The organism is Rhodoglobus sp. G.S.23 (assembly GCF_056675935.1).
Map to the genome: position 1 here is coordinate 2,309,274 of NZ_CM155237.1, position 11,710 is coordinate 2,320,983.

At 57.7% G+C, this 11,710-nt stretch carries 13 protein-coding genes and 1 tRNA gene; 9 read left to right on the forward strand and 5 right to left on the reverse strand.

The features are described 5' to 3' along the window. Positions 1 to 180: 180 nt before the first annotated feature. The 4 genes from AC1ENN_RS11285 to AC1ENN_RS11300 are packed head-to-tail and all read left to right on the forward strand — an operon-like array spanning position 181 to position 4,296. Positions 181 to 1,392, forward strand: a complete 1,212-nt coding sequence (locus tag AC1ENN_RS11285; protein WP_480406084.1) for an ABC transporter substrate-binding protein — start codon at positions 181 to 183, stop codon at positions 1,390 to 1,392. Continuing rightward, positions 1,392 to 2,573, forward strand: coding sequence for an ABC transporter ATP-binding protein (locus AC1ENN_RS11290; protein ID WP_480391222.1), 1,182 nt, complete (start codon positions 1,392 to 1,394; stop codon positions 2,571 to 2,573). Before AC1ENN_RS11285 ends, AC1ENN_RS11290 begins: the two co-directional genes overlap by 1 nt. A gap of 2 nt (positions 2,574 to 2,575) precedes the next feature. Beyond that, a complete protein-coding gene (locus AC1ENN_RS11295; protein ID WP_449647348.1) occupies positions 2,576 to 3,493 on the forward strand; it encodes an ABC transporter permease in 918 nt (305 codons plus the stop codon). Next, entirely contained in the window at positions 3,490 to 4,296 is an 807-nt protein-coding gene (locus AC1ENN_RS11300) for an ABC transporter permease (protein ID WP_449647349.1), read from the forward strand. Before AC1ENN_RS11295 ends, AC1ENN_RS11300 begins: the two co-directional genes overlap by 4 nt. A gap of 10 nt (positions 4,297 to 4,306) precedes the next feature. On the opposite strand, the gene AC1ENN_RS11305 is transcribed toward AC1ENN_RS11300, so the two are convergent. Next, a complete protein-coding gene (locus AC1ENN_RS11305) occupies positions 4,307 to 4,936 on the reverse strand; it encodes a DNA-directed RNA polymerase subunit beta (protein WP_449647350.1) in 630 nt (209 codons plus the stop codon). Positions 4,937 to 4,961: 25 nt separating this feature from the next. Between AC1ENN_RS11305 and AC1ENN_RS11310 the strand changes: the two genes are divergently transcribed. Next, a tRNA-Lys gene (locus tag AC1ENN_RS11310) sits at positions 4,962 to 5,034 on the forward strand. Positions 5,035 to 5,112: 78 nt separating this feature from the next. Continuing rightward, entirely contained in the window at positions 5,113 to 5,589 is a 477-nt protein-coding gene (locus tag AC1ENN_RS11315) for a WapI family immunity protein (protein ID WP_449647351.1), read from the forward strand. Between the two features lie 40 nt (positions 5,590 to 5,629). On the opposite strand, the gene AC1ENN_RS11320 is transcribed toward AC1ENN_RS11315, so the two are convergent. Further along, a complete protein-coding gene (locus tag AC1ENN_RS11320) occupies positions 5,630 to 5,971 on the reverse strand; it encodes a YciI family protein (RefSeq protein WP_449647352.1) in 342 nt (113 codons plus the stop codon). Between the two features lie 137 nt (positions 5,972 to 6,108). Between AC1ENN_RS11320 and AC1ENN_RS11325 the strand changes: the two genes are divergently transcribed. Further along, on the forward strand, positions 6,109 to 6,963 hold the full coding sequence (locus AC1ENN_RS11325; protein ID WP_480406085.1) for an NAD-dependent epimerase/dehydratase family protein: 855 nt from the start codon (positions 6,109 to 6,111) through the stop codon (positions 6,961 to 6,963). Positions 6,964 to 7,020: 57 nt separating this feature from the next. Here AC1ENN_RS11325 and AC1ENN_RS11330 read toward each other — a convergent pair whose 3' ends face one another. Continuing rightward, on the reverse strand, positions 7,021 to 7,851 hold the full coding sequence (locus tag AC1ENN_RS11330; RefSeq protein ID WP_480391224.1) for a nuclease-related domain-containing protein: 831 nt from the start codon (positions 7,849 to 7,851) through the stop codon (positions 7,021 to 7,023). Positions 7,852 to 8,105: 254 nt separating this feature from the next. Here AC1ENN_RS11330 and AC1ENN_RS11335 point away from each other — a divergent pair, with 254 nt between their 5' ends. Then, positions 8,106 to 9,035, forward strand: coding sequence for a phosphodiesterase (locus AC1ENN_RS11335; protein ID WP_449647356.1), 930 nt, complete (start codon positions 8,106 to 8,108; stop codon positions 9,033 to 9,035). 98 nt (positions 9,036 to 9,133) lie between these two features. On the opposite strand, the gene AC1ENN_RS11340 is transcribed toward AC1ENN_RS11335, so the two are convergent. Then, positions 9,134 to 10,696: a stealth family protein gene (locus AC1ENN_RS11340; protein ID WP_449647357.1), complete on the reverse strand. Its 1,563-nt coding sequence runs from the start codon at positions 10,694 to 10,696 to the stop codon at positions 9,134 to 9,136. 198 nt (positions 10,697 to 10,894) lie between these two features. On the opposite strand from AC1ENN_RS11340, the gene AC1ENN_RS11345 reads away from it, so the two are divergent. After that, positions 10,895 to 11,101 carry a PLDc N-terminal domain-containing protein gene (locus tag AC1ENN_RS11345; protein WP_449647358.1) on the forward strand — a complete coding sequence of 69 codons (207 nt, stop codon included), beginning with the start codon at positions 10,895 to 10,897 and terminating at the stop codon, positions 11,099 to 11,101. Between the two features lie 19 nt (positions 11,102 to 11,120). On the opposite strand, the gene AC1ENN_RS11350 is transcribed toward AC1ENN_RS11345, so the two are convergent. Continuing rightward, complete coding sequence (locus tag AC1ENN_RS11350) at positions 11,121 to 11,687, reverse strand: cysteine hydrolase family protein (RefSeq protein WP_449647359.1); 567 nt, start codon at positions 11,685 to 11,687, stop codon at positions 11,121 to 11,123. Positions 11,688 to 11,710: the final 23 nt, after the last annotated feature.

An 11,710-nucleotide genomic window follows, 5' to 3' on the forward strand; every position in this document is an offset into this window, starting at 1 on the left:
AGCGCTGAGGCAGCCGCGTGCTTGTTTCCGGCTTGTGCGGATTCCGTGACAAATAGATTGCAATACCAACGTTTTCAGCATTTTTTAGTGATTTTACGGGCCATTTGTGCAACTATCAGTCATCCCCGCAGCGTAGCGGGACCGACCGCGTGAGTGTCGAAAATGCTAGGAGAACCTCTGATGAAGCCCAAGCCGCTACCCGCCGACCCTATGATTCGTGAGCTGATTCGCCGTGCGCGGAATTCCACTATGAATCGACGCACTTTGCTTTCTGGCGCCGCTGTCGGCGCGACCGGCCTCGCCCTCGCGGCCTGCTCGACCGGATCTGAGGAACTCACCGCAGCTCCCGACACGAGTGCCACTAACAAGAAGATTCGCTGGGACAACTGGGCGCTGTATGTAGACGTCGATGACGCTGGCGGCTATCCCACGATCGAAGCCTTTGAAGCCCAGACCGGCATCAACGTCGAATACACCGAAGCGGTCGACGACAACAACACCTACTACGCCAAGGTGAAAGACCAACTCTCACTCGGCAAAGACATTGGGGCAGATGCTGTCTGCCTTACCGACTGGATGGTCGCTCGGTTAATCCGCTTTGGCTACACCCAGAAGCTCGACCGCGCGAATATGCCGAATGTGGCCAACCTCATACCATCACTGCAGGACGTCGACTTCGATCCCGGCCGCGAACACAGCGTGCCTTGGCAGGGCGGTTTCGCCGGCATCGCGTGGAACAAGGAACAACTGCCCAACGGGATCAAATCCGTTCAGGACCTCTGGAAACCTGAGCTTAAGGGTCGCGTCGGTGTGTTATCCGAGATGCGCGACACGATGGGCCTGATCATGCTCGATCAGGGTGTTGATATCTCTGGAAAGTGGGGCGATGAGGAGTTCAACGCCGCAATCGATGAGTTTACAAAGCAGGTGTCTGACGGTCAGATTCGCAATATTAAGGGCAACGCCTACAAAGAGGATCTCGTCAACGAGGACACGCTCGCCGCGATCGTGTGGTCGGGTGACATTGTTCAGCTGAATGCCGAAAACGGTGACAAGTGGGACTTCATCGTTCCTGATGCTGGCGGAACCCTGTGGAACGACAATTTCATGGTGCCGATCGGTAGTGGCGCGAAGTCAAACGTCGAAGAGATGATCAACTACTACTACGACCCCGCAGTCGCAGCGGAAGTCGCAGCGTACGTGAACTACATCACTCCTGTAGTCGGTGCTAAAGAAGCAGCAGCAGCCATTGATCCTGAACTTGCTAACAACAATCTCATTTTCCCGGATGAGGAAACGCTTTCGAAGGCTTTTGTGTTCCGCGGGCTCGATAACTCAGAAGAACAGAAGTACAACACCGCATTCCAGAGCGTGCTCCTCGGCGCAGCGTGATGGGGATAGATACTTTCGCCGAGAGCGGTGCAGACCTTGAATTGGTGGGGATTCACAAACGCTTCCCTGGCTTTACCGCAATCGACGACCTCAATCTGACTATCCCCGCCGGGTCATTCTTTGCCCTGCTCGGCCCATCCGGTTGCGGCAAGACGACAACTTTGCGGCTCGTGGCCGGTCTTGAGGCCCCGAGCGCTGGTCGAATCCTTATCGGTGGCAAAGATGTGACCAACCAGAAGTCGTTCCAACGCCCGGTCAACACCGTGTTTCAAAGCTATGCCCTGTTCCCGCATATGACCGTGTTGGAGAACGTCGCTTTCGGGCTGCGTCGCCGCAAGATGACTGACCCGCTGGACAAGGCGCACGAGGTACTACGTCTCGTGGAACTTGATCATCTAGCGAGTCGCCGACCCCAGCAACTTTCGGGTGGGCAGCAGCAGCGGGTTGCGCTGGCTCGCGCTATCGTCAACCGTCCGGCGTTGCTTCTTCTTGATGAACCGCTGGGTGCTCTCGACCTCAAACTGCGTCGCCAGATGCAACTCGAACTCAAAACTATTCAAGAGGATGTCGGCCTCACCTTCCTGCATGTCACTCACGATCAGGAGGAGGCTATGACGATGGCCGACACTATCGCGGTGATGAACAAGGGTCGTATTGAGCAAATGGGCGCCCCGCAGGAGCTCTATGAACTGCCGAGAACTTCGTTTGTCGCAAACTTTCTTGGCCAGTCGAATCTGTTCACTGGCCCTGTCGTCGGCACAACCAGCACCAGTCTCTCGGTCGACGTAGCTGGGCAGACGGTCATCGTGCCCATCGACCGCGCGCATCGCACCACGGGCGAGATCACGATCGGTGTTCGCCCCGAGAAGTTGACGCTGCACAGCAGAGAACCCGCCCACAACGCCGATGTTAATGTGATGGGCCCCGGTCGAGTGATTGATGTCTCGTTCAGCGGTGTGAGCACGCAATACTTGGTCGATATTCCGGGCGCGGGCAACCTCATCGTTTTCGCGCAGAACACAACATTCGGTTCGGATGTTCGGGAAGACGACAAGGTGTGGGTCAGTTGGGCCATCGGCCACGGTTTCGGTCTCGATGACGAACCGGCGGATGCGCCGCGATTCGCCCCCGATCTCGACACTCGCACGATCGCTGCGCAGCACCGACTAGAAGGCGCATAGCGATGGCTTTCGCGGCGTTCTCTTCATCGACTGCTCCCGCCGCAGCTGATACTTCTCGCAAGAAGAGCCCGATAGCGCTGCTACTCCTGCTCCCCGGCATCCTCTATCTTGTTCTCTTCTTTCTGACGCCACTGTTATCGCTTCTGCTGACGTCGTTAAAAGCGCCGGCAGAGTTCGGCGACTTCGGTGAATTTAGTTACGCATTCCGCTGGGAGAACTACGTTGACGTCGTCACCACTTACTGGCCGCACATTATTCGTTCGTTCGGCTATGCAATAACCGCCACGTTCTTCGCTCTGATTATCAGCTACCCGCTGGCGTACTTTATTGGAGTTAAAGCTAGGCGCTGGCCTCTGTTGCAGAGCCTCGCTCTGGTGTTGATTATCGCGCCATTTTTTATCAGCTTTCTGCTGCGTACCCTAGCTTGGAAGCAGCTTTTCTCCGACGAGTCATTCCTCGTAACGTCCCTCAAAGCCATGTCGCTGCTTGCGCCAGACGCCCACGTCACCGGAACCGCATTCTCGGTAATTTTCGGCCTCACCTATAATTTCATCCCGTTCATGACACTGCCGCTGTACACGACGCTGGAGAGGCTCGATGTGCGCTACCTCGAAGCTGGTAGTGATCTTTACGCCAGCCCATTCCACGTATTTCGCAAGGTAACTATTCCGCTCTCCATGCCAGGCATCGTGGCGGGAACCTTGCTGACGTTCATCCCGGCCGCGGGCGACTACATTAACGCGAGTCGAGAGTTTCTTGGTGGCACCGGCACCCAGATGATCGGCAATGTGATCGAGGCGAACTTTCTGGTGCTGCAGAACTACCCCGCGGGAGCAGCTCTCTCCATCATTCTGATGACAGCAATTCTGGTAATCGTCAGCATCTATGTGAAGAAATCCGGAACGGAGGAGCTTCTGTGAAACTCTCCATCGGCAAATGGGTACTCCCCGTTTACACAGCGCTTGCGCTGCTGATTTTGATGATTCCGATCGGCTACACCTTCGTCTATAGCTTCAACGATTCACTGAAATCGAACATCACGTGGCGTGGTTTCACCTTCGACAAATGGCTCAACGTCTGCAATGTGCAGAATGGTGCTGTTTGTGAGGCCTTCGGCAACAGCATCTTCATCGCGGTGGTGTCGACGGTGGTGGCAACCACGCTCGGCACGATGATCGCCATCGCGATGGTGCGTTACCGGTTCAAGTTCCGCTCGCAGTTGAGCTTATTCCTCTTTCTGCCGATGGCTACGCCAGAGGTCGTACTGGGCGCGGGACTCGCGGCGCAGTTTCTGTCGATCGGTGTTCCCAAGGACATGACGACGATCATCCTCGCCCACACGATGTTCAGCATCAGCTTTGTGGTGGTTGCCGTGAAGGCCCGCGTCGCAACCTTGGATCCGGCTCTTGAAGAGGCCGGTCGAGACCTTTACGGGTCAGCGCTTCAAGTATTTATGCGCATCACGTTCCCGTTGTTACTTCCCGGAATCCTTGCTGCAGCCTTGCTGTCGTTCGCGTTGTCATTCGATGACTTCATCATCACGAACTTCAACTCAGGCAATGTGACCACGTTCCCGAAGTACATCTGGGTTTCAGCGGCTCGAGGCATTCCCGCTGAGGCAAATGTCGTTGCTTCAGCCGTGTTCATTCTGGCGCTGGTCATTGTGGTGACCGTGCAGGTGTCTGGCGCTGCCCGCGCCAAACGTCTCGCCAAGATGAACTAGGTCTCGCAAGCTAGTCGAGGGTTGCTGCCCGAAACAGTTTGGCGCAGGTCGCGAACTCCTCCGCTGTGAGCGAGTAGCGGTGGGCCCGAGTCGTGAGCTCGCTTGCGCGTTCAGGGTTCAGTAATTCTTGGTCATCTGCGATGCTGCCGGCCCCGGATGCCAAAATGCGGCTGAAGGATGCAGCCCGATCGAGAGCAACACCAAAATCTCCGCGAAAGACTCCGCGCAAGATTTGGTCGGCTAAGTCTTTAATCTCTTTCGGCCCTGTGGGATTCACTGCGCCAGTTACAGCAGCATCAATGGTGGGGAGCGTGTCAATGCCGCGCTGAAAGAGAAGGCTCGTTCCCACAGCATCCTGCTGGATGACGGCCCGCAAGAGGTAGATACGCCAAAGAGCGCCAGGGAGACTGCCGGGGCTTGAGCGAGACCACAACTCGGCGAGCGCATCGATGCCATGTTCGTCGGTGTAGGCGATAATTCGGTCGAGCACGGCAGGATCATCCGTGTCGCGTGCACCATCAACCAGCGCGTGGGCTGTATCGTGGGCTGCGCGCATTATTTGGGCGGGATCTTGTCCGCCCTCAAATGTGTCAAACTTATCTGTCGAGTACTGCGTGGGCTTATGGAAATTTTCTGCCATAACCTCACGGTACGCTTAACATGTAGGGCCTGTAGCTCAGTTGGTAGAGCATCGGACTTTTAATCCGCGGGTCCCGGGTTCGAGTCCCGGCGGGCCCACATTTTTCTTCGCCTTCGAGGCAGCGTGTTGCGATTGTTCTCCGTCCTCGAGAGCATGCCGCGATTAGGCTCCTGAGCATGGAATTGTGGGACGCCGACGGAACGAACTATCTCAGCATCGAGCCGATGGCGTACCAGTTCGAGGACGTACGTGTTGATCCTTACGACGCCAACTGGCTGCTGATCGACGGGCGCGCGCGTTGGGGTTCCGAGGAGTGGAACTTTCTCGAGCCCTGCTTGCTCGTGGATGAGGCACGCAACCTGGGCACGTGGTTTACGCGTGCCGCTAACGGGCTTGTTGCGCCGATCGAGCTAGTCGGCGCAAGCGCGCTAGAGCCCACCATTTCTCACGTCGAACCAAACCTCGGATTCGGCCTCGTGAGCTTCGCCCCCTCTGCCGTCGTGCTGCGCGTGTTCCTCTGGCTTGAGTCACAACCTCCGAGCGTGACGAGCGACATGGAATTCTTTATGGACCTCACACTCTCGCCGAGTGAGCTTAAGCGCGCGGTTGCAGCGTGGGCGTCGGAACTCGCGGAGTTTCCGTCGCGTTCGTAGCTGTTGCAGCGAGATACACCCGAGATTGAAACAACCTCGTTCACGACATCGGATCGTACTGAAATTCCCGTAGCTCTTGAGCGCACCGGCAGGCGGTCGCAATTTTTGCCGCCCACGCGACGGCGTCGTCGCGGCTTGCCAGTTCGAGCACGGTGAACCCTCCCTTGAGGTTCTTCGACTGCGGATAGAGCTCAGCGCGCACTTCGCCGCCACCAGTCACGCTGACCGCTGCGACATCCTCATTGATACCACCGCCGAAAACGTAGACGCCGGCGTCCTTTGCCTCTTGAACGACCGCTCGCGCGTCATCCGCCACTTGGGGCAAGTCGTCATCGGAGACGATCATTGCCTCGCTGGGAAAAGAGATCAGAAATTTCGTCATTGCGCGGCTCCTTCGCATGGTCTGGCGTGTGCTGTGAGCCGAGCGTACGCCGCTCAGCATCCGACCGAAAGCGCGAGTTAGAGTTGCTCGTGGCTGCCGAGAAAGTTGTGTAGTCGCACCAAGCAAAGGAGCCCACCATGTCATCCACTCCCCTTCGTATCGCTGTCACTGGCGGAAACGGCAAGCTCGGCCGCGCCACTGTTGCCGGTCTGCGTGCTGCCGGCCACACAGTGACGGTGCTCGATATGGCTGGCCCTGACCGCAACGAGTTCACCTACGTTGACCTCACCGACTACGGCCAGGTAGTGGATGCTCTCGCCGGCATCAACGATCGTCACGAGGGTCTGGATGCTGTTGCTCACCTCGGTGCGATCCCCGCGCCCGGCCTCTGGTCTGACGCTGCCACTTTCCACAACAACATGAATGCAACGTTCAACGTATTTCAGGCGTGCAAGCGCCTCGGCATCAAGACAATTGCGTACGCGTCGAGTGAGACAGTACTGGGTTTGCCGTTCGAGACTCCCCCTCCCTATATCCCGCTCGATGAGGAGTGCGAAACTCGTCCGGAGTCGACCTATTCGATGGTCAAGCACCTCGAAGAGCAGATGGCGCAAAAATTTGTGCGCTGGGATCCCACACTGAGCATCACAGCGCTGCGCTTTTCGAATGTGATGAACCCGGCCGACTACGAGAAGTTCCCTAGCTTCGATGCGGATGCCCGGCAGCGGTCCTGGAACCTGTGGGGCTACATCGATGCCCGCGACGGCGCCAACGCCATCCGTTTGGCGCTGGAAACCTCCCGCCCCGGCTACGAGGTCTTCAATATCTTTGCGAGCGACACCGTCATGACGCGTTCCAACGCCGAGCTCGTTGCCGAGGTATTCCCTGACGTTGAGATCCGCGGCGAGCTCGGCGTCAACACGTCGTTGGCGTCGATCGCCAAGGCCGAGCGGTTACTCGGCTGGGTGCCGCAGCATAGCTGGCGAGACTAGCTCAGAGATCGCAAGTCGCGCGGGCGTGCACCACTAGAAGCGGACGCTGCTCTGCAATCAGAAGCCAGCAGTTAACGACGTGAGGAATGAAATCGCGGTGGCCCCTGCCGCGATAGCGATACCGAGTGACCACGCCAATCGGACTAAGTAGGCTTGGTTGTCTTTCCGCTCGAGCTCGAAGAAGCGATCGAGGTAAGTGGGATCGATCGAGAGGTCTGCGGTCGGGTGCCACGTTCGAATTTCCGTCGCTGCATCGATAATTCGCGCAAGCGCGTCCGGATCGAGCACGGTCCTGCGGCGCTTCAGCCAACGCGGCAATCGGCGGGCATCCATGATGGTCACGTCTGCAGGACGCTGCCGAAATGTGAACGATGCCGGTTCGACAATCGCCAACACCGGATACACATCAACAGGAAATCCGGTGGCTCGCGTCAATAGCTTCGCTGCCCGTTTAGCCTCGTGGCGGGAGTTACGAAGGTGGTCCGTTTTCTGACCGGCCACCATAAGCATCCGCTCCCCTACCCAGATCTTTTTACCCCGATGGCGTTTGGTGTTGATCGTGAAAACTCCGGCCGGGCCGATGACCACGTGATCAATATCGCTCGCGCCCGTACCCACCGGGACCGCATGCAACACAGTCCACTCCGGCCCAAGTCGCGAAAGAAGCTCGCCGACTTTCAGCTCCCCGAGCGCCCCGGCGAACCAGCTCTGGGCATCTTCGTGAACGGGTCGGGTGCCAAAAACTCGCCGAAGCGTGCTGCGCGGCTCCATCGTGGCCTGAACGCGAAACAGTTCTTCGATAACCGAGTACGCCGCCGGGCGATCGATCAAATCATCTGCCTCCTCGAGCGGTGAAACGAGCGGCACAGTGTGAACTTCTTCAGTCATTCTTCCCCAAGGCACGCTCCCCGAGCGCACTAGTCGAGAGTATCTCGCTTGCGAGGGCTGACGCCTCCCCCAACAAGGGCTACGCGAGCCGAAGCATCCGCCGTTCCCACAGCGAGACCGTGTACCCCAGCACGCACGGAGACCCCCAAACCGGGCCACAAACCGCGGTGCGACCTGCCGAAACCCTTGTATCGGGCCGCAACTTGCCGCAGGATGTTCACCTTGCATCCATGTTCAAGTGTTGGACTAGACCTATGACCGGCTACGTGTCGCAATACCCTCGACCCGACCATTTCGTGTTGCATCTCAGCGACACTCACTTCTTGGCGGGCGATGGGCGACTCTACGACATCCTCGACAGTGAAGCTAAGCTTCGTCAGCTGTTCGCTGAGTTGGAAGCATCCGGTTCTCGACCCGAAGCAATCGTCTTTACTGGCGACCTCGCCGACAAGGGCGAAGCGGGCGCCTACCGCGCCCTGCGCGACATTGTTGAGCCTGCCGCTGAGCGTCTCGGCGCGCAAGTCATTTGGGTGATGGGCAACCACGATGATCGCGCGACCTTCAGTACCGCCCTCCTTGACGATGTCGCCACCACTGACCCGATCGACAGCGTCATCAACGTAAACGGGCTGCGCATCATCTCTCTCGACTCCACCGTCATCGGCCACCACTACGGTCAAGTGACGGATGCCCAACTGCTGTGGCTGCACAATGTGCTTGCCACTCCGGCACCCCACGGAACGATCCTCGCGATGCACCACCCGCCGGTTCCCACCGTGCTGGATCTGTCGGTCACCGTTGAGCTTCGTGCCCAAAAGGAACTCGCCGCAGTGATTCGCGGCAGCGACATCCGCAGCATCATTGCTGGCCACTTGCATTACTCGACCACGGCCATGTTTGCGGGCATTCCCGTGTCGGTCGCGTCAGCTACCTGCTACACGCAAGACCTCAATGTGCCCACGGGCGGAACCCGCGGCCGCGATGGCGCCCAATCGTTCAACCTTGTGCACGTCTATGACGACACCGTCATGCACTCGGTGGTGCCGCTCGGTGATTACGGCAGCCTCTCACACGTCACAGCCGAAGAGACTGCAGCGATTCTTGAGAAAGAGAACATCACCATTGGCCCGGCGGTCAACGAGCACGTCAAACCGGTCGCCATCGCTGCTGCCGTCTCTGCCTAGCGGACATCGCACCCAGCCGTGCCGCACGCTTGCACGAGGCGCAGGCGCAGGCGCAGGCGCACGCGCACGCGCAAACCTATTGCGGGCCAGCGGTAACGCTACTCCGCTTCGGGAAGCTCCCAGGGCGCCGCAATGGGGTAATACTCGTCAAGGAACGTGCGCACAGCAGCCGCACGGTCTTCCGCTGACACCTCCGGAAAGCTGCCATCATTCAGGCAGAAGAAGTCACTCGACCGTTTGCGCAGCAGCGACCGCATCTTGCGTAAACCCTCAAGCGATGTCGTATCAACATACTTGACCTTGGCATCCGCCTGAATCATCGCCTTGCCGCTCAACAGCGCGTAGTAGTGGTACAGCGAATTGGTCACTGAAACGTCAGTGGCTTGGCGGAAAGCACTCGCACTGGTGCGCTTGAAATCCTCAGGGAATTCCTGCTCCAACTCCTTCAAAACCGAAACCCGCAGGGGCGTTGCAGCATGCTCGAGATGGCGCGTTATGGTCGCGCCAAACTTCTGCTGCAATAGTCGACGATTCACCCGCGCCGCATTCTCAAAGCCGGAACGCTCGACACTGCTCTCCCCCAGACCAATACGGGTGCGCGCCTCAATAAACTTCGACACCCCACCGGGCGTGAAGAAAGCCGACGGGCTCACCGAACGACCAAAGAACATGTCGTCATTCGAATACAAGAAGTGCTCGCTGAGGCCCGGGATGTTGTGTAGCTGACTCTCCACGGCATGCGAATTGTGGGTAGGCAGATCGTCGTGGTTAGCGAAAAAGTCTTCGCTGCGCATCAACGTGACCCGCGGATGCTCGGCCAACCATGCCGGACGGGGCGAGTCAGTCGCAATATAGATATTGCGAATCCACGGTGCGAACAAGTGCACCGAACGCAGAGCGTATTTCAGCTCATCCAACTGCCTAAAGCGTGCCTCGGAGTCGTCACCCTCACCAACAACAAAGTTCGCCATACGGGCAGCGCGAGCTTTTTGCCACTCCAGCTCGGCGCCGTCAACCCACGAGAACACAATGTCGATATCAAATTGAATATCGCTGGCAAGCGGATCGAACATTCCCCGCAGCGTCGGCCACGACTGGCCGTAAAATTCGACAGTGTCGTCAATCGCTTCGCTGCGCGGCACCCACCGACGCATCAACGCATTCGGGTTAGGGGCTACTACTTCGTCACGAACGTATTCCCACAGTTCAAGGCGCACACCGAATGGCGCATCGAAACGGAGACGGCCCGCAGGCTCAACCCTCGGACGAAACAGCATCATCGCTTTCGCCTTAATGGCAGACACCAGAACGCCATCCGCCACGAGAACAGGACTGTCACGGGCATCCGATGCCACCGGCTTGCCATTCTCTTTAATGCGGGCCGGCTTCACATAAAATGGTTCATTTTGGCACGCGGAAACTAAAGCAAATCCGAGCGCTTTGCGGTCTTTCCAATCGACTGCCAACACAGGTGTTTCGCCGTCACCGCGCACCAACAAAAACTTGATGCCCGCATCATCGAGCACACCGCGAAGAAACAGGAGATCGTGGCGCACCGCTTCCCGCGGTGTCAAAGTGTCATTACTCAGAGCCAAAAGCCCGTCGTGCAAAACAACATCATCGCGGTCAACAACCGCGGGAGAAGAAACATGATCAATCATGGGGGCCCCTTCGTGAAAGCGTGAGTGAGCTGCCCAGCGACCGAAGTGCCGTTAGCTTTTCTCAGAATAGCCTGACCCACTGAGAATCGGCCGGATTGCGCCCCGCGTGCTAGCTCAAGAGCGGCATCCCTCCATGAAACACACACTGTTTTATTGAGTCATACTCGGTAGAGTTGAGCTACCCACCAAGGAGGCACCATGACCGACTTCTCCCTTCTCTGGGGAATCATTCCGATTCTCGCGGTCGTTGCGTATCTCGCACTGATTGTCATTGCGCTCATGCAAGTCTTCAACTCGACAATGCCGACTAATACCAAACTGCTCTGGTTGATCGTCATTCTCGTCGCACCATTTATCGGATCACTCATCTGGTTCGCTATCGGGCGAAACTCGGCACTGCTCTAGCGCTACCAGAAATGCCGCTCTAGACAATGAATCCCTCGGGAGCTGCGCCCAACAGTTCTCTCGTGTGCACGATGTGAGCGAACTCGTCATGAAGGTTCACTCCGGTTATGCGGGAGAGTTCATCGGCGGTGACTTCTTCGCCATACGGTCCGACGCGATCGAAAGTATGGGTGGCATCCAACACGAACGTCACCTCATAACCGAGATTGCCACCGACCCTCGCAGTGGTTTCGCAACAGTGGTTTGTGGTGATGCCGCAGATTGCGATCGAGTTGATTCCGGATGCTTGCAGCCACGAGTCGAGATCAGGGCTGCCATGAAAGCTAGAGTTCACTGATTTCGACACAATCAGGTCGGGAGTGCCCGACAGTACATCCTTGAACTCATTACCCTGCGAGCTCGGATGCAGGGGTGATTCAGGATCGGCGGAATCGTGGCGAACATACACAATGGGCCAGCCTTCGCGACGCCAGTGACCAATCAGCATGCCAATATTTGATTCGCAGTCGGGGTTGTTGCGATCGCCCCAATAGTCGGAATCGTCGAAGCCTCGTTGAACATCCACCACTATCAGTGCTGTAGCCATCGCGGCCTCCTCGCCGTAACCGT